The 25742-nt window shown below is 33.9% G+C and carries 14 protein-coding genes; 4 read left to right on the forward strand and 10 right to left on the reverse strand.

Annotated features, from left to right (window positions below):
- Position 1: 1 nt before the first annotated feature.
- The 5 genes from J2S15_RS15700 to J2S15_RS15720 all read right to left on the reverse strand — a co-directional run bounded on the left by J2S15_RS15700 (position 2) and on the right by J2S15_RS15720 (position 3138).
- Positions 2-301 (reverse strand): thioredoxin family protein, encoded by a 300-nt coding sequence (locus tag J2S15_RS15700; RefSeq protein ID WP_307410035.1) that lies wholly within the window; start codon positions 299-301, stop codon positions 2-4.
- A 19-nt stretch (positions 302-320) separates the two neighbouring features.
- Positions 321-1313, reverse strand: coding sequence for a permease (locus J2S15_RS15705; protein WP_307410038.1), 993 nt, complete (start codon positions 1311-1313; stop codon positions 321-323).
- A 108-nt stretch (positions 1314-1421) separates the two neighbouring features.
- Positions 1422-1706 carry an ArsR/SmtB family transcription factor gene (locus J2S15_RS15710; protein ID WP_307410040.1) on the reverse strand — a complete coding sequence of 95 codons (285 nt, stop codon included), beginning with the start codon at positions 1704-1706 and terminating at the stop codon, positions 1422-1424.
- A 105-nt stretch (positions 1707-1811) separates the two neighbouring features.
- On the reverse strand, positions 1812-2918 hold the full coding sequence (locus J2S15_RS15715; RefSeq protein WP_307410042.1) for a hypothetical protein: 1107 nt from the start codon (positions 2916-2918) through the stop codon (positions 1812-1814).
- 40 nt (positions 2919-2958) lie between these two features.
- Positions 2959-3138 (reverse strand): hypothetical protein, encoded by a 180-nt coding sequence (locus tag J2S15_RS15720; RefSeq protein ID WP_307410043.1) that lies wholly within the window; start codon positions 3136-3138, stop codon positions 2959-2961.
- A gap of 171 nt (positions 3139-3309) precedes the next feature.
- Between J2S15_RS15720 and J2S15_RS15725 the strand changes: the two genes are divergently transcribed.
- From J2S15_RS15725 to J2S15_RS15740, 4 genes are all read left to right on the forward strand, one after another.
- Positions 3310-3936: a helix-turn-helix domain-containing protein gene (locus J2S15_RS15725; protein ID WP_307410045.1), complete on the forward strand. Its 627-nt coding sequence runs from the start codon at positions 3310-3312 to the stop codon at positions 3934-3936.
- A gap of 129 nt (positions 3937-4065) precedes the next feature.
- Complete coding sequence (locus J2S15_RS15730; RefSeq protein ID WP_442319970.1) at positions 4066-4893, forward strand: undecaprenyl-diphosphate phosphatase; 828 nt, start codon at positions 4066-4068, stop codon at positions 4891-4893.
- 84 nt (positions 4894-4977) lie between these two features.
- Positions 4978-6750, forward strand: coding sequence for an oleate hydratase (locus tag J2S15_RS15735; RefSeq protein ID WP_307410049.1), 1773 nt, complete (start codon positions 4978-4980; stop codon positions 6748-6750).
- Between the two features lie 245 nt (positions 6751-6995).
- Positions 6996-7178: a hypothetical protein gene (locus J2S15_RS15740; RefSeq protein WP_307410050.1), complete on the forward strand. Its 183-nt coding sequence runs from the start codon at positions 6996-6998 to the stop codon at positions 7176-7178.
- A gap of 28 nt (positions 7179-7206) precedes the next feature.
- Here J2S15_RS15740 and lepB read toward each other — a convergent pair whose 3' ends face one another.
- The 5 genes from lepB to J2S15_RS20350 form a co-directional block, all read right to left on the reverse strand.
- Positions 7207-7776: a signal peptidase I gene (gene lepB, locus J2S15_RS15745; RefSeq protein WP_307410052.1), complete on the reverse strand. Its 570-nt coding sequence runs from the start codon at positions 7774-7776 to the stop codon at positions 7207-7209.
- A gap of 1 nt (position 7777) precedes the next feature.
- Positions 7778-8686, reverse strand: coding sequence for a hypothetical protein (locus J2S15_RS15750; RefSeq protein ID WP_307410053.1), 909 nt, complete (start codon positions 8684-8686; stop codon positions 7778-7780).
- A gap of 14 nt (positions 8687-8700) precedes the next feature.
- The gene (locus J2S15_RS15755) at positions 8701-9822 is read right to left on the reverse strand and encodes a bactofilin family protein (RefSeq protein ID WP_307410055.1); all 1122 of its coding nucleotides are present in this window, start codon (positions 9820-9822) and stop codon (positions 8701-8703) included.
- Between the two features lie 138 nt (positions 9823-9960).
- Complete coding sequence (locus J2S15_RS15760; RefSeq protein ID WP_307410057.1) at positions 9961-10422, reverse strand: hypothetical protein; 462 nt, start codon at positions 10420-10422, stop codon at positions 9961-9963.
- Between the two features lie 72 nt (positions 10423-10494).
- Entirely contained in the window at positions 10495-25659 is a 15165-nt protein-coding gene (locus J2S15_RS20350; RefSeq protein WP_370872564.1) for an immunoglobulin-like domain-containing protein, read from the reverse strand.
- Positions 25660-25742: the final 83 nt, after the last annotated feature.

Consider the following 25742-nt stretch of genomic DNA (forward strand, 5'->3'; position numbering starts at 1 on the left):
CTTATAAAAGTTCTTTGATTTGATCTACTGTTAATACTTTACCATAACTAACTACTTTGCCTTTGTAAACAAGTGCAGGAGTTGACATCACACCATAAGCTGCAATTTCACTCATATCTGTAACCTTCTCAATATCCGTAGACTTGTTTAGTTCAGAAAGTGCCTGTTTTGCATTATTTGTAAGTTCCACGCATTTTGCACAACCTGCACCTAATACTTTTACATCTGCACCTTCTACACCTCGATCAGCATTACTTGTGCTGCAACCACAATCATTCTTCTTTTTTCCAAATAATTTCATTTCATCGTCCTCCTCTTACTTAAAATAAATACTGAAATGTATTAAATCCATAACCAATGATAATAATACCAATACCAACAATAGCAATGAATGTTACTAACAGCTTAGGCTTTACTGCACGTTTCAACATAATAATTGATGGAAGAGATAAAGCAGTTACTGCCATCATAAAGGATAATACAGTACCTAATCCTACACCTTTGGCATATAACGCTTCTGCAATTGGAATGGTACCAAAGATATCTGCATACATTGGAATTCCTACAACTGTAGCCAGTATTACAGAGAAAGGATTATCTTCTCCTAATATACGTTGAATAAATTCTTCTGGCAATACATTATGAATGACTGCACCAATTCCTACTCCAACAATAACATATGGAAATACTTTTTTAAATGTTGATATTACCTGTTCTTTGGCAAACGTGATTCTTTCTTTTCTTGTTGTTGTTTCATCATCAATAGCAACATTAGGTGCATCTTTAATAAACTTCTCTACATACTTCTCCATTCCCAACTTCTCGATTAGTAAACCACCAAATACAGCAAGAATTAATCCAACAACGACATAAACAATTGCAATCTCCCAACCAAAGATAGACATCAGCAACACTAACGATCCTAAATCAACCATTGGTGATGAAATCAGAAATGAAAATGTTACACCTACTGGTAATCCTGCACTTGTAAATCCCATGAAGATAGGAATTGATGAACAGCTACAAAAAGGTGTAATAGTTCCTAATAAGGCACTAATCACATTCGCCCATATTCCTTTAAACCTTCCTAGAATTTTCTTTGTTCGTTCTGGTGGGAAATAACTTTGAATATAGGATATTCCAAAAATCAATACGGATAACAACACTAAAATTTTGATTGTATCATAAATAAAGAATTGAATACTCCCGCCTAATTGACCACTTATATCTAATCCTAGGCTAGTTAATAAATTACCAATAAGTTCATTTAACCAGTTCATCCCTAGAATTTGTTCCTGAATAAAACTCCACATATCTTTCTCCTTTTTACACATCGATAATTATCGATATTTAAATTATACTAACATATCGATATATGTCAATATGTTTTCTTAAAAAAAAAGAAGAAATATAAACTTCTTCTACTTGGTACAAGTGCCATCAAATAACTCTAATATCGATGTTCTGGTTTTTGAACATAAATCTTTACTAATTGTATAATTCATCCACTTCCCACTTTTTTTAGCATCCACTAATCCAGAATCTACTAATATTTTCATATGGTGTGATAAAGTGGATTGAACAATATTTAAATCCTCCAGAAGGTCACAGGCACATCGTTCTCCCTGTTCTTTTAGAATACGAAATATCTTAATTCTATTTTCATCACTTAATGCTTTTAAAACAATAATGAGTTCTTTATCCATAGTAGTTACCTCTTACTATCTTAATATAACGAATGGAAGTTACCGTGTCAAATATGTACTTTTTAAGTTTAGCTTTTGAAAAATGAAAATACTGCTTTTCGACTTCTAATCAGCACCTAATTTCTCTTTAATTATTTTTCTTTCATCTTCTATTCGCTCTACCAAACTCGTATACTTAGCATTTGTCAATTCTCCCTCTTTTTTTTCATCTGGCCATATAGCATTTGCAATTTCAATCATTCTTGACTTATCATATAAACTTGTATCCGTTATAACTGCATAATCATAATTAGTATGATTCAAACCATAATTTAAACGTTCAAATTCATATTTAGTATGAGGATAAATCTCTTGTTTCTGAACCGGATAATATATAATACTAAAAAATTGATATGATCCATTGTAACCTTGTAATATAATATGAACAGAATAATACCACTCCGATAAATCTTTATTTGAATAACCAGCTAAAAAATGTGTTTCTCCGTGTTGAAAGCAGTTCCATAATGAATTATCCATACTTTCAACATCTGCACTAACTTCAAAGTCATCTGCACCAATTACCAATGCAGTATAGTGATTCTTTTTATTTTCTGCAAACTCAGTAATTGATACTTCATCATTATTTGAAACATAAGCAAGATAAGATTCTAAAAAGTCACCTGAATCACCTTTTTTTTCTAAACTAAATGAAATTAAGCCTGTATTTATTTTATCTGTTGTTTCTTTATCATTAATTGAAACATCAGAAAACGTACTACATACAACCTCATCGTTTTCTGAATTTTTGTTTTCAACAATCATTTCATAATTCATATTTAAATTGCGTTTTGTATTTATACTTACATTATAAGTATAGTAAAAGCTAATGCATGCAAGTATAAATGAGACTAAAGGAAGCCAATTTTTTAAATGTTTTTTTAATGTTACTAAATGATAACTATTTTCTTTAGCATAAAATATTTCATCATTCGATGAAATATAATAAGTATTATTAAAACTATATAATTCATTATCGTTATAAACTTCAATTAGACCTATACAATCTTTATCATCATTTTTTTTATTTATATAAAAACTATATATCCCTTCATAAAACCAATAGTCTATATTTTTCCCATTATTATCAATTATTTTTAAATTTATTCTTTGCTTAATCAATTCTTTGCTATCTTCATCTTTGAATTTTACATTGACTTGTTCTCTTCCCATCTATATCCCCTCATATTTAACTAACTATTTAAACTAAAAATCAACTTTTTCTTGAAGAATACAACATTTTAAGGATTCCAATAACTGCAAATATAAAATAATACCCAGTTACTGTAATATCCACATTAAAGAGTTCTTTTGAACCTTCAATGATTAAATTATCAAATCCAAACAGCGCTAGAAACCACGCTAATATTAATGCACCTACAATACTCCACATATGATGTTCTCCTCTGTATTCCTAGAAATCACTTTTATTCTCATGAATAGATTATATCAAATGTAAAAGCACTACTACAAGTATTTATTATCAAATCAGAGATATAGAGGTTTATTGACAAAAAACTATTATAAGCATACTATGAAACAAAGAATATGGGAGTGTCATTATATGAATTTTAATGAGAAGTTACAACAACTTAGAAAACTAAATAATATGACTCAAGAAGAACTGGCAAAAGTATTGTTTGTTTCAAGAACTGCTGTTTCAAAATGGGAAAGTGGAAAAGGTTATCCCAATATTGATTCATTGAAATCAATTGCTGAAGTATTTGATATTACGATTGATGAATTATTGTCTAATGATGAATTAATTACACTTGCAATAAATGAGAATGACAGTAATATAAACAAACTATCTACCCTTGCTTTTGGTTTGCTTGATATCTTAGTTATCATCTTTATCTTTCTCCCTCTTTATGCAAAACAGGAACCTACTTATGTTCATACTGTATCACTATTATCGAATCCAGATCTTAATACAGTTACGTTCTATATGTACTTTGCGTTTTTGATTCTCCTTTCTGTATTAGGTATCATTGAAATCATCCTTCAGTTTAAGAAAGACGAAAAGAAATCAAACATAGTAAAATTAATTTCAATTGCAATTCATACAGCCACAATTCTATTGTTTATCGCATCACGTCAGCCATATGCTGCTGCACTTATGTTTATTCTTTTTGGAATTAAAATTATACTATTATTCAATAGTAAGAAATACAACAAACATTCTATTTAGGCCTATGACACGAAAAGTGTCATGGCTTTTTTATAATGTGAGTATTGGTGTCTTGCCCTTCTAATTCCTCTACTTGATAATAGGTTTATCATTATTAAACTAATTATGATGAAGGAGGTTATTGTGATGATCGATTTATATGAAATATTAAAAGTAATAATTCTAGGAATTATTGAAGGTATTACCGAGTGGTTACCAATTAGTAGCACAGGACATATGCTATTGGTTGATGAATTTATTAAACTTAATATGAGTAGCGAATTTAAAGAAATGTTTTTTGTAGTGATTCAGTTAGGTGCAATCCTTGCAGTCGCTGTTATCTTCTGGAAGAAAATGTTTCCATTTCAGTTTAAGGAAAAGAAGGAACCAATCATTAAGATGGATATTATTTCACTTTGGATGAAAGTAGTTGTTGCCTGCATCCCTGGTGCAGTAATAACCATACTTTTTGATGATTATGTAGAAGCAAACTTTAAGACACCCCTTGTGATTGCCCTTGCTTTAATTGTATACGGAATATTGTTTATTGTTATTGAAAGAAAGAATAAAAATAAAGTCCCACGAGTTAATACAATGTCGGAATTGACTTATAAAGATGCACTGGCAATTGGTGCATTTCAGGTACTATCAATTATTCCTGGTACATCACGTTCTGGTTCCACAATCATTGGTGGATTACTAATTGGTATATCAAGAATGGTAATAGCTGAGTTTACCTTCTTTCTGGCAGTTCCAGTGATGTTTGGGTTAAGTGCTATTAAATTATTGAAGTTTGGTTTTGTCTTTACACAATCACAATTAATTGTTCTTCTTGTTGGTACAATCACTGCATTTATTATTTCCATTCTGGTAATTAAGTTTTTTATTAATTATATTAAAAAACATGATTTCCAAGTTTTTGGATGGTATCGAATTGTCATCGGAATCGTTGTTTTTCTATACTTCTATTTACAATAAAATTTACTCATTCATATCAACTGCACTTTCCTCTTGTTGGGTGTATATTAGGGACGTATAGCGAGAGCTAGATAGGAGGATTATATGAAGTATACAAATGGAAACTACGAAGCATTTGCTCGTAGCAGAAAACCTGAAGGAGTAGATCAAAAATCAGCATACATTGTTGGAGGAGGGCTGGCAGGATTAACAGCTGCTGTGTTCTTGATTCGTGATGGACATATGAAAGGTGAGAATATTCATATCTTTGAAGAATTGTCTTTAAATGGTGGTTCATTGGATGGTAAATTTATCCCTCATGATGGGTTTGTAACACGTGGTGGTCGTGAAATGGAAAACCACTTTGAATGTCTATGGGATGCTTTTCGTTCCGTTCCTTCACTAGAAGTTGAGGACGCTTCAGTGTTGGATGAGTTTTATTGGTTGGATCATGATGATCCAAACTCCTCAAACTGTCGTATTATTCACAACCGTGGAGAAAGAGTAGATGATGATGGTAAGTTCACATTATCAAAAGCAGCTCAAAAAGATTTAGTTAATTTATTTATGAGCGCTGAAGATCAGTTAGTTGGTAAACGTATTGAAGATGTATTTGGAGATGAATTCTTTGAATCTAATTTCTGGTTATATTGGTGTTCAATGTTTGCTTTTGAAAAATGGCACTCTGCAATTGAAATGCGTCGTTATATCATGCGATTCATTCATCATATTAAAGGATTGCCTGATTTTACTGCACTGAAGTTTACCAGATACAATCAATATGAATCATTGGTAAAACCATTGTTGGCTTTCTTGGATAGCCACGATGTTGATTTCCAATATGAAACAACTGTAAATAATGTAATTGTTGATTTTGAAGGTAAGAAAAAAGTTGCTCGTAAACTATTGATTACCAAAGCTGGTAAAGATGAAGAAATTGAATTAACCGAAAATGAATTAGTGTTTGTAACGAATGGATCTATTACTGAAAGTTCAACTGAAGGTGATCACCATACACCAGCACCTGTTACTCATGACTTAGGTGGCAGCTGGAGATTATGGAAGAACTTAGCAAAACAATCAGAAGAATTTGGTAACCCAGATGTATTCTGTGATAACCTTCCAGATAAAAGTTGGTTTGTATCAGCTACTGTAACTTGGCAAAACAAGGAAATAGAACCATATTTTGAAAAATTAACGCAACGTAAGTTACGTACTGGTAAAATTGTAACTGGTGGTATTATTACAATTAAAGACTCTAACTGGTTAATGAGTTTTGCAACTCACAGACAACCACACTTTAAAGAACAAAATGATCAACAAACAATTACCTGGGTATATGGTCTGTTATCAAACACACCAGGTAACTATATCAAAAAGCCAATTGAAGAATGTACGGGACAAGAAATTGCTCAAGAATTAATGTACCACATGGGAGTTCCTGAAGAAGACATTGAACGTATGTCTGAAGAAGCATGTACGGTTATTCCAGTATACATGCCATTCATTACTTCATACTTTATGTTAAGAGAACCTGGAGATCGTCCACTTGTTATTCCTGAAGGATCTCAAAACTTAGCATTTATTGGTAACTTCGCTGAAACAAAACGTGACACTGTATTTACTACTGAATACTCTGTTCGTACAGCAATGGAAGCAGTATATCAATTGCTTGGTGTAGAAAGAGGGGTTCCTGAAGTATTTGCTTCTGCTTATGATATCAGAACTCTTGCTAATTCTGTATATTATTTATCAGATAAAAAGAAAATAGCAGAAATGGATCTGCCATTCTTTGAAAAAGCAATTGTGCATGAGTTCATTAAGAAAACAAAAGGAACTTATGTAGAAGAAATATTAAAGGATGCAAACCTACTTTAGAATATATAAAGGCTTCAGTTGAAGCCTTTTCTTATACTCATTCTTAACAGTTAATTAACACAATTAGACATAATACCTGTGGTATTATTTAGGTAACCTATCACATCCTTGTACTGATAGAGTGATGTGAATAATTATTCATATTAGTAGTATTCTATATTTAGAATCGCATATAATAACAATAAGAAATACTAATAGGAAGATAATTTCTGGCAGATACATACCAGGAAAAGAAAGGAGACACTATGAAAGAGAAATTGGTAGGTTTATTTCTTATCTTAATGATGTTTCTTCTGATAGGATTAATCATTTATCATGCTGATTTCGTTTATGAACTGATTATTGGTGTAATTATAGTATTTACATTAATCAGGTTTTTGATAATGATTAAGTTTTTTGGAAAAACAAATAACGAAGATAATTCATAATATAGTAAAAGCCCAATGCTGGGCTTTTTTAGTTGAATACGATTAGAAAATCTTTACTAATGATTTCACTCTTTTCAAATGGCCCCAGTTCTCTGGAATCTCTAGATACTCGTCGATTATCTCCACATAAGAAATATTCATCCTCACCTAATTCAATTGGCCCATAGTTAGAAGTAAATGGGATACTTCCATTGTTGGTTTGCTCATTTACATAATCATCATCCAGAAACGTTTCTTCAATAACTTCTCCATTAATATATAGAGTTCCATTTCGGTACTCTAAGGTCTCACCTGGTAAGCCAATTACTCGTTTTGCGAGGTTTTTTTCTTCTACATGGTCATAGACCGTAACTACATCAAATCGCTCTATTTCACCTACATAAACTCCTATTACATTGGTAATACCTATTTGCCCATCTTCTAAGAACGGATACATACTGTTCCCATTAATATAGGTCGGACGTATAAGACAGTTAATGGCAATTAGAAAAACAATCATACTAATTAGTACAATTCTTATGAGTGATAACCCCTCAAATATGAAGTTTGTTTTTCTTAACTTCTTTTTTATTTTATGGCTGTTATTTGTATCATTCATCTTAATTACCACATGTATCCTTTCTTCTTTTTAATATGAGACCAGATAAACCAACTACACTTAGTAATACAATTGCATCACTCCATGCAAATGGCAGATTAAATCCTGTTGTAATACTCGTTGTATCTTCCTTTGTTATCTGAAGTTCAAACTGCAATAATACTTCATCTTCCAATTTTAATGTATAGTAACCAATGTTATCTTCACTGATAGATGGTATGGATAAGTGATTACCGCTTTGAATAATTATTGGATTATCCACACCAACATACCAGGTAAGTTTATTAATATCACTGTTAATTGTTACTACTTCTTCACTTTCGTTCCATGCACCATCTTCATATACATACATAAGTGTTTGTTTCATATCAATCGTTATATCAAGTGAATCGCCAAGTTGTTTCTGATAATGTAATACCATACTATAATCACTTTGATCTAATTTAACATTATCTACATAAACTGAAAACTTATTGTTTTCATATAAGGAGATTTTCTGATTACTTGCAAATGTAGAAGTAGATAGTACTTCTACAAATTTATCCGATGTTCCTTCTGGTACAATAATTCGCTTAAGATAACGATTCTCTTCAAATACATCGCTTGCTACATAATTAATATCCTCATGTAACTCAATTTCTTCAAGTGCATCTGCACCAAAAAAAGCCTGATTTGAAATTGCCGTTATCTTTTGATTATCATATTCATCATCAATGACAACTTTTTTGTCATTGCCTGAATATTGTAAAATCTGATAACTGCCATCAGCTAGTTTCTGATAACTGAAATCACCGTTTGTAGTGACTTCACCAGTAGGTGCACTTGCATGTATAAGCGTAATCGAAGAAGCAAATAAAACAATGATAAAAATAATAGTTTCTTTAATAAAAATCAGATTTGATTTCTTCATAAATTAAGAACTGATTATTCCCTAGTTTGTGTATTATTTGTATCTGTTTGCTCTCCAATTCGCATTGTACCTACGATTCTTGCACCTTTTTCAATATCAATACTCATTGCTGTAATATCCCCTAATACACGAGCACCACTTGAAAATGATACCTCTTCATATGCCTGAATATCACCTTCAACTGATCCATTCACAGCGATATTTGCCGATACAATATTCCCTTTCACATAGGTGTCATTACCAATATATGTATCTTGGTTTGAAGCAATTGAACCTTCAATTTTTCCACTTTGTAAGTTCAATCGATCCGCTTTGATATTTCCATTAATTTGTGCACCATCATTAATATCAACATCTTGTCCACTTCTTACATCACCGTTTACTCTACCTTTAATAATCAATGATGCATTTGAAGTTACATTCCCATCAATTACTATTCCTTTTCCTAATACGGAAACATCATCACTCACGGTTTCATTCACTGGTGATGTTCTATTATATGATTCTACAGAATCATGATTATCTGTATTGTTATCAAATTCCATTTTTTCTTTCTCCTTAACCATTACTTGTTCCTGTGTCACTTTTTCTTTTATCTGCGGTTTTCTCATTTCATATGCAGGAGTAACCTCTTTGACATGAATTGAAGTATCTCTTTTTATTTCTTGTGTTGGTCTTGTGTATTTTGCCATAATTAATATTTCATCAATATCTTTATTTAAGGCTTCTACATCATCTTTTTCACTTTCAATTACATCATTTACATAAGATAAAACATGTGCGATTTCTTTCATCTCATATTCTTCCATATGTTCTTCATCAAGTGAAGCCACCAGAACATTACAACTATCTAAGACTTCTGCAATCTCATTGAATCTTAAATCTAAACGTTGTTCTATTTTCTTTTGCTGCACATCTAAATGGTCTCTTGATATTCTGTTTAAATCATCCCACTTGGAAGAAAATAAACGATTTCTTAAATCGTTACTTGCTTCACGTGCAAGCGCCAGTTCATTGATATATTTCTTTTTTAGAAACATTCTGATTAAAACAGTCACAATAAAAATCGCTACTAAGATACCAACTAATGTTATGATAAACGAAAATGAAAACATTGCCCCGATCAGTACGTCCATAAACACTCCTTTCTTCTAAACGATTATTTAGGTGCTTTATTAAAAAGCACAAAAGAACACTTAGGTTTTACCCTTGGTGTTCTGATTGATATTTAACATACAAGGTTATTTGAAAAAGTATTCGTCTTCATAACTACTTTATTCAATTTCTCCACATGTGTAATCATCACCTTGTAAGTTTTTAACAAGTTTTTCCAAATCATTGTAATCTTCAATTCCCAATCGTTCCATATCAATTTCTTCTGCTTTATCTGGATCAATTGTAATTTTTACATGAAGCATTTTTTCTTCTTCATCAACTGAAATATCAAATTCCATTCCTGGTTGTTCTTTCTTTTCATTGATGTAATCAGCTTCAAATGCTTTTTCTAATTCTTCAATAGATTCATAATCTTCAAAATAGAAATCCATTAATGCAGCATCTTTAGTTTTTACAATCTTGGTAATTTTCTTATCTCCATCATAAGTGATTTTTACTTTCTCATTGATTTGCGATGCACCTGAATCAAGTTCACATGTAACTTTTTTTGCTTCATCTGCACTGCTACTACACCCTGTGAAGACTAATAAACTAACTATTAATAAACAAAACTTTTTCATATTTTTACCCTCGTTTCTTTCTATCATAGGAAGCTTGGAAGATGCATTTGCATCTTCCTACCTCCAATTAAACTATGCTTCTTCTTCGTCTTTACGTCTCTTCACAACGATTATTGCTGATAATGCAATCATGAATAGTGCCAGTAATGTTGTCTTATCAGTTGTATCACCAGTCGATACACCAGGTTTTGATGGTGCTGCAGGTACTGCAATCGATGGTTTTGCATCCTTAGGATTTACTGTTACTTTAACGATTACTTCGTATTCCTCATTTTCGTGAGTAACACTGAAACGTAAGTCGTATTCGCCACCTTTTGCAGGTGCTTTTTGAATTTCACTTAAATGCGCTTCTTCGACTACTACATCGTCGACAGTTGGCACTGCAGCTCTTGATCTGCTGTCTACATCTACTTTCACGTTTGATAATGCTTTTGATGTTTCTGCATCAAGATTAGCAGCATCTTCATGTTTGATATTGAAGTCATTAGCACTAATTACTAATACTGTCTTAGAAACAGTTACAGTAATTGTACAAGTTGTTGTTGGTTCATCAACAACATAGAATGTTGCTTCATATTCACCAGCTTCACCTTTTACGTTGTGACTTTGAACTGCAACTTCTGCACTACTCAAGTCTTTCTTCAACCATGCTTCTGCATCTGATAATGCAATCAGTTCTTCATCCGTAATTGCAGATGCTGTTTGGGCATTAATTGTAATATTATTTGCTCCCATAAAGTATCTGTCACCTTCAACGATTACATCTTTAGAAACAACCTTAATTTTCACTGTTGCTTTGGTTTTTGGTTCTTCTACTACTGAGAATGTTGCAGTATAGTCTCCAGCAACTGCTTCAAATGTTGTTTCATCTAATTGAACTGTTCCTTCGCTCATATCTTTGCGTTTGTATGCTTGTGCTTTTGCAAGTTTTATTACATCATCACTTGTTTCTACTGCTTGTGCATCTTGTTCGCTTATTACGATATTACTTGCGACAATCGTGTATTCATCACCATGTTCAATGACATCACCATCAACAACTTTAATCTTCACTGTTGCTTTGGTTGTTGGCTCATCTACTACAGAGAATGTAGCTTCATAGTCTCCAACTTTTACTTCAAATGAAGTACTATCTAGTTTCACATTTGCTGCACTCATATCTTTACGTTTGAATGCTTGTGTATTTGATAGAGTAATCAAGTCGTTGCTGTCTGTCATTGCTCTAGCTTCATCCAATGTCATTACAACATTGTTTCCAACGATTGTGTATTTGTCACCATGTTCAATTACATCACTATTAACTACTTTGATTTTGATTGTTGCTTTGGTTGCTGGTTCCTCTTCTACAGAGAATACTGCAGTGTAATCTCCAGCTTCTGCAACTAATGTTGTGCTGTCCAGTTGTACACTTCCTGCACTCATGTCTCTACGCTTGAATGCTTCAGCATCAGCTAATGTAATCAATTCTTTGTTATCAGTTAATGCTTTTACTTCGTCAACACTCATTACTAAGTTATTAGCAACAATTGTATATTTGTCACCGTGTTCGATTACATCTTTATCAATTACTTTAATCATTACTTCTGCTTTTGTTGTTGGCTCATTCACTACAGAGAATGTAGCTTTGTAGTCTCCAACTTTTGCAGTAAATGTTGTGCTGTCTAGTTGTACAGCGGCTGCGCTCATGTCTTTACGTTTGTATGCTTCTACTTTGGCAACACCAATTAGTCCATTGTTGTCAGTTAATGCTTTTGCTTCATCAACGCTCATTACAACATTACTTGCTACGATTGTATACTTATCACCGTGTTCAATAATATCGCCATCAATTACTCTAATCTTAATTGTTGCTTTCGTAGTTGGTTCTTCTTCTACAGAGAATACTGCAGTATATTCACCAGCTTTTGCATCAAATGTAGTGCTGTCCAGTTGTACTGTTCCTGCACTCATATCTTTGCGTTTGTATGCTTCTGCTTGCGCAAGTGTAATCAATTCACTGTTGTCTTTAATTGCTTTTGCTTCATCTAATGTCATCACTAGGTTATTTGCTGCAATCGTATATTTATCACCATGTTCAATTACATCTTTGTCAATTACTTTAATCTTCACTTTTGCTTTTGTTTTTGGTTCATCCACTACAGAGAATGTAGCTTCATAATCACCAACTTTTGCTTCCAGTGTTGTACTATCTAACTTCACATTCGCACTTGTCATTTCTTTACGTTTGAATGCTTGTACATTTGATAGTGTAATTAAATCATCATTGTTATTCATTGCATTCACTTCATCTACAGTCATTACAATGTTACTTCCGACAATCGTATACTTGTCTCCATGTGTGATCACATCACCTTTTACAACTTTAATTTTTACCGTTGCTTTGGTTGTTTGTTCTTGACCCACATAGAATGTAGCTGTATAATCGCCTTCTTCTGCTTTAAACGTTGTTGCTTCAAGCATTACTGTTCCTGAAGTCATATCTTTACGTTTATAAGCTCTCGCTTTAGCAAGACCAATTAATTCATGATTGCTCTTAATTGCTTTTGCTTCATCAACTGTCATTACGATGTTACTTGCTACGATTGTGTATTCATCTCCATGCTCGATGACATCTCCTTCATCAACTTTAATAGAGATTGCTACTTTTACATCTTCATCATCATTTACACAGAATACTGCAGTATAGTAACCGATTTCTTTCTTGAATGTTGTAGATTCAAGTTTTACAGTTGCTTCAGATAAGTCTTCCAGTTTCCATGCTCTCGCTTTTGCCAGATCAATTAATGCATTGTTGTCTGCTACTGCTTCTGCTTCATCCAATGTCATTACAATGTTGTTGGCAACGATTGTATAATTATCGCCTTCACCAATCACATCTCCATCAACTACTTTTGCTCTAGTTGATATAACATCTTTTGCATCAGTTGCACCAATTACAGATACTTTTGCAGTATATTCTCCAACTTCTGCTTTATATCCACCATTATCTCTAACTTCTAATAATGATGATTGGATTGGTAATCCAGTCTTCATTGACCATGCTCTAGCTTCTGATTTTTCAATAATTTCTTTATCAGTTCCTGTTACATCATCTTTTAGAATAACGTAGTTTTTAATATCGAATGCATATTCATTTCCAATATATAATCCTACTACCACAACACGTACGCGTTCTGTTAGGTTACCATCACTGTCTTTCACTGAATATACTAAACGATAAACATCTTTTTTCGATGTATCAACAACTCCAGTAATTTCTAAGTCATCAATTAAATCACCATCTTCTTCATCCCAAACTGTAACATTTTCTTTTGGATCAAATGAATCGTTTAGGTCTAAGTATAAAGGTGTTTCAAAGTCAATTTCTGGTGCATTTCCATCAGTAATTCTAACTTTTACTTTTACTGTTTTTGATGGTTTATCTACAACATTGAAGATTACATAGTAATCTGTAGATTCCGTATCATCACCAATTAATTTAGATTGTACTTCAACATCAGCATCTGATAAATCTTTTAACTTCCAAGCTTCTGCTTTTGCAGCTAAGATTAATTCATCATCTGTGATGGTATCAACCTGACCTTTACGGATACTAAAGTTATTTGCACCAATTGCATAGTCATCACCAGTTTCTAATTCATCTTTATTAACTACTTTAATTTGAATTGTTGCTGTTGTTTTTGGTTCTTCCTCTACTGAGAATACAGCATTGTAAGTTCCTTCTGTGATTCCTAAAGTTGTACTATCTAAATTCACTGTTCCTTCTGTGATTGTTTTACGTTCCCATGCTTTTGCATCTGATAACGTAATAAGTGAATCTTTATCTGCTAATACTGTTTTTGCTTCTTCTGTAGTAAGAACTAAGTTGTTTGCAACGATTGTATACTTTTCACCATGTTCAATTACATGCCCGTTTACAACCTTAATTTGAATTGTTGCTGTTGTCTTTGGTTCTTCGTCTACTGAGAATTTCGCAGTATAATCACCTTCTTGTGCTTTAAACGTTGTACTGTCCAAGTTTACTTTTCCAGCACTCATATCTTTACGTTTAATTGCTTGAGCATTTGATAATGTAATTAATTCATCATTATCACTTATTGCTTTTGCTTCATCAACTGTCATTATCAGGTTGTTTGCAACGATTGTATATTCATCTCCATGTTCAATCACATCACCATTGATTACTTTGATTTGAATTATTACTTTTGTTGCTGGTTCTTCATCTACTGATAAGACCGCTTCATATGTTCCAGCTTCAGCTTTGAATGTTGTACTGTCTAAGTTTACCTTTCCAGCACTCATATCTTTTTGTTTGATTGCTTGCGCATCTGATAATGTAATTAATTCTTTATTATCAGCAATTGCTTTTGCTTCATCAACTGTCATTACGATATTGTTTGCACCAATTGTATAATTATCACCACGTTCAATGATATCTTTATCAATTACTTGAATCTTCGTTGTAACTTTTGTAGCACTTTCATCTTTCACAGAGAATACTGCTTCGTATGTTCCAACTTTTGCTTCTAGTGTTGTGCTGTCTAGTTTTACATCGGCTGCACTTAAGTCAGAAACTTTCCATGCCTGTGCCTTTGATAAACTAATTAGTTCGTCATTGTTTGCTAATGCATTTACTTCATCTACACTCATAACAAGATCACTAGCTACTAGTGTGTACTCATTACCTTCTTCAATGACATGTCCATTTACTACTTTTGCAGTTGCTGATACTACATCTTTTTCGTTTGTAGCACCTTTCACTGATACTTTTACTGTGTAATCACCAACTTCAGCTTTATATCCTCCATTGTCTCTTACTTCTAATTGTGAACTGTCTACTTGTAATCCTGATTTTACATACCAAGCTTTTGCTTCTGTATTTTTCAAGATTTCTGCATCTGTTCCTTTTACATCATCTTTCAAGATGACATAGTTGCTAATATCAAAGATATATTCTTCACCAACATATAATCCAACCGCAACTACTCTTACTTTTACATCTTCATTTCCATCACTATCTTTTACTGAATACACAAGACGATATACACCTTTTGTATTTGTATCAACAGTTCCTTCAATGTTCAGTTTATCCATTAAGTCGCCATCTTCTTCATCAGTAGCTGTTACATCTTTCTTAGGATCAAATGTATCACCTACGTTTAGATTTACTGGTGTTTCAAAATCAATTTTTGGACCATTACCTTCAACCACTCTAACTTTAACCGTTACAGTTTTTGATGGTTTATCCACAACTTTGAAACGCACAAAGTATGAAGTAGATTCTGTATCTGTTCCAATACTCTTTTCATCAACTGCAACCTCTACATTTGACAGATTACTTAGTTTCCATCCTTGTGCTTTCGCAAGTTCAATGATTTTATCATTTGTTAGAGATGCAACTTCACCTTTTCTTACCGTAAAGTTGTTTGCACCAATTGCATAATCATCACCATCTTCAAGTTCATCTTTTTCAACTACTTGAATTGTGATTGTTGCTTTGGTTGCTGGTTCTTCTTTTACTGAGAATGTAGCTTTGTATGTTCCTACTGCTGTTGCGAATGTTGTACTATCCAACTCCACTGTTCCTGCAGACAGGTCTTTACGTTTTACTGCTTCTGCTTTTGATAATGTAATCAATTCATCATTATCACTAATTGCTTTCGCTTCTTCCACAGTCATAACCAAGTTACTTGCAACAATTGTATAGTCATCACCGTGATCAATTACATGTCCACTAATAACTTTAATTTTAATTGTTGTTTTCGTAGCTGGTTCTTCATCAACAGATAAGACTGCTTCATATGTTCCTGCTTCTGCTTTGAATGTTGTACTGTCTAAGTTAACTTTTCCAGCACTCATATCTTTTTGTTTGATTGCTTCAGCATTCGATAATGTAATTAATTCATTATTATCTGCAATTGCTTTTGCTTCATCAACTGTCATTACGATGTTGTTTGCACCGATTGTATAGTTATCTCCACGTTCAATTACATCTTTATCAATTACTTTAATTGTTGTTGTAACTTTTGTAGCACTTTCCTCTTTTACTGAGAATACTGCTTCATATGTTCCAACTTTTGCTTCTAATGTTGTACTATCTAACTTCACTGTTCCAGCACTTAAATCTTCCAATTTCCATGCTTGAGCATCTGATAAGTTAATTAATTCATCATTGTCTGCTATTGCTTTTACTTCATCGACGCTCATTACCAGGTTGCTTGCTACTAATGTGTATTCGCTACCTTCTTCAATGACGTGTCCATTTACTACTTTTGCGATTGCTGATACTACATCTTTATCATCTGTAGCACCCTTCACAGATACCTTCACTGTGTAATCACCAACTTTGGCTTTATAGCCTCCGTTGTCTCTTACTTCTAATTGTGATTGATCTACTTGTAGTCCTGTATCTTTTGACCAAGCTCTTGCTTGTGTCTTTTCAATGATTTCTGCATCAGTACCTGTAACATCATCCTTTAAGATGACATAGTTATTAATATCGAAGTAGTAGTCTTCTCCTTCGATTAGACCAACTGCTACAACTCTACTTTCTTCTGCTTTGTTTCCATCACTGTCTTCTACAGAATAATCAAGGATATAAACGCCTTTTGTACTTGTATCTACAGTTCCATCGATTTCAATATCATCTGTTAAATCTCCATCTTCTGCATCCTCAGCAGTTACTCCTGCTCTTGCATCAAATGTTCCATTTAATTCAACTGTTGCATTGTCAGTTCCTTTAATCACTGGACCACTTCCATCAGTTACTTTAACTTTTACTGTTACTGTTTTTGATGGTTTGTCTACAATATGGAATGTTACATAATGATCAGTTGCATTTACATCAGTTGAAATTTTCTTTTCAGTTACTGCAACTTCTACACTAGACATATCTTTTAATAACCAACCTTCAGCTTTTGCTAAAGAAATCAGTTTTTCATCAGTTAATCCTGCAACTTCACCTTTTCTTACTGAGAAGTTATTTGCACCAATTGCGTAGTCATCACCATTTTCAATTTCATCTTTATTCTTAACTGTAATAATATTTGTAACTTTTGTTGTTTGTTCTTGATCTACATAGAATGTAGCAGCATATGTTCCAACTTTTGCTTCTAATGTAGTGTCATCCAATTTCACGGTTCCTGCACTTAAATCTGATAGATTCCATGCATTCGCTTTTGAAATTGTAACAAGTGAATCTTTATCTGCTAAAGCAGCTGTAGCTTCATCTACGTTCATTACCACATTACTTGCAACAATTGTATACTTGTCACCTTCTTCAATCACGTGACCATTTACTACTTTTGCAATTGCTGATACTACATCTAAATCCTCTGTAGCACCTTTTACTGATACTTTTACGGTGTAATCACCAACAACAGCTTTGTAGCCACCGTTGCTTCTTACTTCGAGATCAGATTGTGCAACTTCTAATCCAGTTGCTTTCGACCATGCTCTTGCACCTGTCTTATCTAAGATTTCAGCATCAGTTCCCTTTACGTCGTCTTTTAAGATTATGTAGTTATTGATATCGAAATAGTAGTCTTTTCCATCAATTAATCCTACTGCAACGATTCGTTTTTCTTCTGCCTTATTTCCATCACTGTCAGTAACTGAGTAATCAAGGATATAAACACCTTTCTCACTTGTATTTACAGTTCCAGCAATTTTAATATCTGCAGTTAAATCACCATCTTCATCATCATTGGCAGTTACTCCAGCTCTTGCATCAAATGTTGTATTCAAAGGAATATTAACATCATCTGCTCCTTCAATCTTAGGACCACTTCCATCACTTACTGTAACCTTAACTGTTACTTGTTTTGATGGTTTATCCACAATATTGAATGTCACAAAATAATTCGTTGCTGTTGGATCACTACCAATTAACTTATCTGTAACTTCTACGGTTGCAGATGATGAATCTTTTAGTTTCCATCCTTCTGCTTTTGCTAGTTCAATTAATTTGTCATCAGTTAATCCAGCAACTTCACCTTTTCTTACTGTAAAGTTATTTGCACCAATTGCATAGTCATCACCGTTTTCGATTTCATCTTTATTCTTAACTGTAATAACATTTGTTACTTTTGTTGTCTTCTCCTCATCTACATAGAATGTAGCGGCATATGTTCCTACTTCTGCTTTTAGAGTAGTATCCTCTAATTTCACTGTACCTTTGGTAAAGTCTTCCAACTTCCATGCAGTTGCTTTAGAAATAGTAATTAATGAATCTTTGTCTGCTAAAGCTGCAGTTGCTTCATCTACATTCATTACTACATTGCTTGCAACGATTGTATACTTGTCACCTTCTTCAATCACGTGACCATTCACTACTTTTGCGATTGCCGATACTACATCTTTATCATCTGTAGCAGCGTTCACAGATACTTTAACTGTATATTCACCAACTTCGGCTTTATACCCACCATTACTTCTTACTTCAAGATCAGACTTCGCAACTTCTGCACCTGTTGATTTCAACCATGCTCTTGCACCTGTCTTTTCTAGAATTTCTGCATCGGTTCCAGTAACATCATCTTTTAAGATTACATAATTATTGATATCGAAATAGTAGTCTTTTCCATCGATTAGTCCTACTGCCACGATTCTCGTTTCTTCTGCTTTATTTCCATCACTGTCTTCTACAGAATACTCAAGGATATAAACGCCTTTTTTGCTAGTATCTACTGTTCCATCGATTTCGATATCCGCAGTTAAGTCACCATCTTCATCATCAGTAGCGGTTACACCAGCTCTTGCATCAAATGTATCATTTAAAGGTATGCTTACATCATCTGCACCGTCAATTGTTGGTGCTCCCCCATCAGTCACTTTAACTTTTACTGTTACTGTTTTTGATGGTTTATCTACAATATGGAATGTTACATAATGTTCAGTTGAACTTACATCAGTTGAAATTTTCTTTTCAGTTACATCAACTTCAACATTAGACATATCTTTTAATAACCAACCTTCAGCTTTTGCTAAAGAAATCAGTTTTTCATCAGTTAATCCTGCAACTTCACCTTTTCTCACAGAGAAATCATTTGCTCCGATTGCATAATCATCACCGTTTTCAATTTCATCTTTATTCTTAACTGTAATGATATTTGTAACTTTTGTTGTCTGTTCTTCATCTACATAGAATGTAGCTGCATAGGTTCCCGTTTTTGCTTCTAATGTAGTGTCTTCTAACTTCACTGTTCCTTCACTTAAATCAGACAGATTCCATGCTTTCGCTTTTGAAATCGTAACTAGCGAATCTTTGTCTGCTAAAGCAGCTGTAGCTTCATCAACATTCATTACTACATTACTTGCAACGATTGTATACTTGTCACCTTCTTCAATGACATGTCCATTTACTACTTTTGCAATTGCTGATACTACATCTAAATCATCTGTAGCACCTTTTACTGATACTTTTACGGTGTAATCACCAACAACAGCTTTGTAGCCACCGTTGCTTCTTACTTCGAGATCAGATTGTGCAACTTCTAATCCAGTTGCTTTCGACCATGCTCTTGCACCTGTCTTATCTAAGATTTCAGCATCAGTTCCCTTTACGTCGTCTTTTAAGATTACGTAGTTATTGATATCGAAATAGTAGTCTTTTCCATCAATTAATCCTACAGCTACTATACGTTTTTCTTCTGCTTTATTTCCATCACTGTCAGTAACTGAGTAATCAAGGATATAAACACCTTTTTCACTTGTATTTACAGTTCCAGCAATTTTAATATCTGCAGTTAAATCACCATCTTCATCATCACTAGCAGTTACCCCTGCTCTTGCATCAAATGATGTATTCAGAGGAATATTAACATCATCTGCTCCTGCAATTTTAGGCGCACTTCCATCTGTTACTTTCACTTTTATAGTTACAGTTTTTGATGGCTTGTCCACAATGTGGAAAGTCACATAGTAATTTGTTGCACTTGGATCTGTGCCAATTGATTTTTCGCTTACTGCTACTACAGCACTAGAAGAATCTTTTAGTTTCCATCCTTCTGCTTTTGCTAATTTAATTAATTTTTCATCAGTTAATCCAGCAACTTCACCTTTTCTTATTGTGAAGTTATTAGCACCGATTGCATAATCATCTCCACTTTCGATTTCATCTTTGTTTTTAACTGTAATAACATTTGTTACTTTTGTTGTTTTCTCTTCATCTACATAGAATGTAGCAGCATAAGTACCTTCTTCTGCCTTTAGAGTAGTGTCTTCTAATTTAACAGTTCCTTTACTTAGGTCTTCTAATTTCCACGCATTTGCTTTTGAAATTGTAACTAAAGAATCTTTGTCAGCTAATGCAGCTGTTGCATCTTCTACACTCATCACTACATTATTTGCTACAATTGTATACTTGTCACCTTCTTCAATGACATGTCCGTTTACTACTTTTGCAACTGCTGATACTATATCTAAATCATCTGTAGCACCTTTTACTGATACTTTTACTGTGTAATCACCAACGACTGCTTTATAGCCTCCGTTACTTCTTACTTCAAGATCAGACTTCGCAACTTCTGCACCTGTTGATTTCAACCATGCTCTTGCACCTGTCTTTTCTAGAATTTCTGCATCGGTTCCAGTAACATCATCTTTTAAGATTACATAATTATTGATATCGAAATAGTAGTCTTTTCCATCGATTAGTCCTACTGCCACGATTCTAGTTTCTTCTGCTGTATTACCATCACTGTCTTCTACAGAATACTCAAGGATATAAACACCTTTCTTACTTGTATCTACTGTTCCATCGATTTTAATATCTGCAGTTAAATCACCATCTTCGTCATCTTCAGCAGTTACTCCATCTCTTTCATCAAATGTAGAATTTAGTGGAATATTTACATCATCTGCACCATTAATTACTGGCGCATTTCCATCTGTAACTGTAACTTTTACAGTTACTTTCTTTGATGGTTTATCTACAATATGGAATGTTACAAAATAATCAGTTGCTGTTGGATCAGTACCAATTTTCTTTTCTGTAACTGCTACTGTAGCACTTGATGAATCTTTTAATAACCAACCTTCTACCTTTGCAAGTTCGATTAGTTTGTCATCCGTTAATCCAGCAACTTCACCTTTTCTTACTGAGAAGTTGTTTGCACCGATTGCATAATCATCGCCACTTTCAATTTCATCTTTGTTTTTAACTGTAATAATATTTGTTACTTTTGTTGTCTGTTCTTCATCTACATAGAATGTCGCTGCATAGGTTCCAGTTTTTGCTTCTAATGTAGTATCTTCTAACTTCACTGTTCCTTCACTGAAATCATCTAATTTCCATGCTCTTGCTTTTGAAGTCGTAACTAGCGAATCTTTATCTGCTAAGGCAGCAGCAGCTTGATCTACACTCATTACTACATTGTTAGCTACGATTGTATAGTTGTCACCTTCTTCAATTACGTGCCCAGTTACTACTTTTGCAACTGCTGAAACTACATCTAAATCATCTGTAGCACCTTTTACTGATACTTTTACTGTGTATTCACCAACTTCAGCTTTGTAGCCTCCATTGCTTCTTACTTCAAGATCAGACTTCGCAACTTCTGCTCCAGTTGATTTTAACCAAGCTCTTGCACCTGTCTTGTCTAGAATTTCATCATCTGTTCCTTTTACATCATCTTTTAAGATAACGTAGTTATTAATGTCAAAGTAATAGTCTTTTCCATCAATTAACCCAACTGCTACGATTCTAGTTTCTTCTGCTGTATTACCATCACTGTCAGTTACTGAGTATTTTAGAATATATACACCTTTTGTACTTGTATCAACTGTTCCAATAATATTAATACTAGATGTTATATCGCCATCTTCTTTATCACTGGCAGTTACTCCTGCTCTTGCATCAAATGCAGTATTTAATGGAATACTTACATCATCTGCTCCTTCAATTGTTGGAGCTTCTCCTATAATTACTTTAACTTTTACTGTAGCTTTTACAGTTGTATCATTGTTAACTTTGAATGTTGCATTATAGATTCCTTCTGCACCTTTTACCGTGTGTGAATCTAATGAAACTGCTACTTCACTGCGATCAGAACGTTTCCATCCTGTAACATCTGTAAGTTCTGTCAGTTTTTCACCAGCAACTGTAGAATCTTTTTCGATTGAATCTGCCAGACCTCGATAAATCGTAATATGATTAGCTGCAATAATATAATCATCAGTTGTTACTACAACATCATATGGAAGTACTTCAAATGTAACTTTCTTTTCAATATCTTGTTCTTTTTTAACAGCAAATACAACTTCATAGGTACCAGCTGTTTCTTTGAATTGCGATGATTTTACGACTACTTCGGCATCGCTTCCATCCGATACATCTTTTGCAGATGCCTTTGCAAGACTAATTAAATCATCGTTTGTTAATACTAATTTTGCATCATCCAATCCAAGGATTACATTATTTGCATCAATTGTATATGGAATCTTTTTTACTACTGTTTTTGTAGCTGCTTTAAATTGGGTATTATCTTTCTTTAATGCGTCATGATAATCTGTATCAGATACAGGGTTTTTATTACCATTTGCATCTTCTAAGAATATCTGAATTACATCATTTTCTTTTAATGTTGTTCCTTGCGGCAATGTATATGTCCATGTATTATCAGCATTGATTGTTCCTTCATTACCTAAATCCGTTCCATTCAATGTTGCGCTCACTTTTACTGGTGCATCACTATTGTGTGCACCATCTAGTGCCCAAGTACCATTGATTACAGTAGTGTTTGTATAAACAGTTGTACTGATTTCTGCTGGTAGCGGAGGTGTTTTATCAACTACTGTTACTACACCTGTCAGAATATCTTCTGCTGCAGCTTCATGAACTCTGGCTCCACTCTTGTCTGGATCTTCTTCACCACGCCATGCACGTATAACTTCATACGTTGCACCAGTAACAGCGAAGTCATCCAATTCAAATACGTAGATACCTCCACGTGCTGCTTCACCATAGATTGCAACTCCTGCATCATCATCACCCATTCCATATGACACAGCTTTTACTTCTCGTTGTGTGCCATCTGGTAATGTTTCACGCAATACCACATATACTTCATCAGTCCACGCATCACGTAGATCTGAGTAGAATCCTTCTGGGACTCCGACATGTCCGTAAATATATTTATCCGCATTCTCAGGAACGCGTAATTCATCAACTACTGGACTGGCATTATTACCGTTGATTCGACTATACTCTGCCATCCCCTTACTTCCAAATGAGGTATCCGTTGCGTTAAATTCATCACTGTGACTTGTACTAACAATCGTTCCAAAGTTTGCACCTTTTAAACTGAAATCAAGAATCGTCCAACTACGTTTTGGATTTCCATTAATATCTGTACCCGTTTTCCAAACTGCTATATCTGAGTTTGTAGATGTATAGGTTGAGTTTGCACCAACTTTAAATACTAATCCACCTGCTGCTCTTGTATTTGCGAAGTCATAATATAATGGACTGTCTGTAGTAAAGTTTACATTACTAACATTAAATATTGCTGCAGATGCTCCACTTGTCTGACCTCTTGCAATAAATACGGCTTGATCAGATACATTGATTTTCGCTGCACCTGAACCAGCAATATCTACTGCTGCTCCATGCTTTGCGATAATTTCAATTGCTGAACCTTTTCCAGAAACATCAAATACTTGTGATGATGAACCACCACTTGTATACTGAATTCCTTGGTTTCTACCATTTCCACCTGGATCATAATCTGTCGAGTATCCTTCATTATATACTTTGATCTTTCCTCCACTACGTACATATAGTGAGTTACTTTGACCATAGAAACGCATTGCAGGAGCACGTGATACGGTTCCTGTTTTACTTATATTAACTTCAGCATTATCAGAAACATCAAATTTTTGGTTCCCTACAAGACGAAGTCTGAATGCAGCTCCATATGTATTGTGTCCACCTAATGTTTTAATATTCATTTGGGTTCCAGTACCAGTTACTCTAAATACTCCACCATCAATTTGAGAAATAACACCAGGGAATGCTCTGCTGCCATCACCCTTGCTGTCAACATCCAAGATAGCTCCACCAGAAATTTCTACTAAAGAATCTCCTGCTACAACTTCTCCTTCTTCTGGATCATCACCGTCTTCGGAATCATCTCCTTCTTTTGCAGTTCCCGCAAAAGATACAACGGCATTCGAGTTACCTGTTCCAGTACCATTTGAAGAAGCATACACTTCGGTACCAGCTCCAGTAATAACTACATTATTTGAGTTCCCTCTACCTTCTTTTCCTAACCAGATTGTAGCTTCTTCTTGTGAGTATAGATTCACTTTTGAGCCACCATCAATACGCATTGAGATTTTTGTATCAGCACTGTATGGGCGCGAGTTAAAGATTACTCTTCTTGATGTAATATTAACATTTGCCCCATTAGTGATTGTAAAACCTCTAGCTACAATGATTCCACTTGTAGATCCTGTACCTGAACTATGTGTATTACTTGTAGAATTCCAAGTAATATTTCCAGTTAATGTAATATCACTACCCGTTGCTTTGAAAATACTATTTGCTGTTGTACTTTCTGCATGTGATAGATTATGTATTTTCACATCCCAGTTAATAGAATATGCACTATTATTAGTAGATGCATCACTATTATCCGTTTGTCGGATTAAATACTCACAACCTTGATTCGCAACCACAACATCGTTAAGTTCAAAACTTGTTAATGTTGTAGCCCTTGCCAATATAAAGGCTGCATTACTATCTTTTTGGAAATCAAGTGTATAACCATTTCCTGAAATTTTTAAATTTCTGCCAATTGCTGGCAAATCGTTTGATGAATTTCCAGTTCTCGTAATATTATTTTTCAAAATAATATGTGAGACACTTGGTTCAGCTACTGCAGCCTTTAATTCATCCCAAGTTGAAACTTCAGTTTCAGCAGCTAAAGGTGCTATATCTCGAGTAGAAATTTCTTCTTCTTGTTGTGGTTCTTCCTCTTCTACTGGAGTTTCATCTTCAACTTCTTCAACCTCATCAGACTCTTCATCTTCGTCTAACAGGTCTTCCTCCGTTTCATCTTCTAAAACTTCCTCTGGAATTACTTCCTCTACTTCAGCATCATCTGCATCAGCCGTGAGTAAAACGTCACCTACTAATGTTGATACTCCTATAGAAGTGAAAGTAAGTAATAAACAAAGTACTACTTTAAAAAATGTGCTTTGTTTTTTCCAGAAACTTGTTTTCTTTTTACTCATTTATTCACCCTCCTGCTTCAATATTTTGGTAATAAATCAATACTCGTTTACACAGAAACCACACAATCTATGCCTGAGTGTAA

This window comes from Breznakia pachnodae (assembly GCF_030814225.1).
GTDB classification, from domain to species: domain Bacteria; phylum Bacillota_I; class Bacilli_A; order Erysipelotrichales; family Erysipelotrichaceae; genus Breznakia; species Breznakia pachnodae.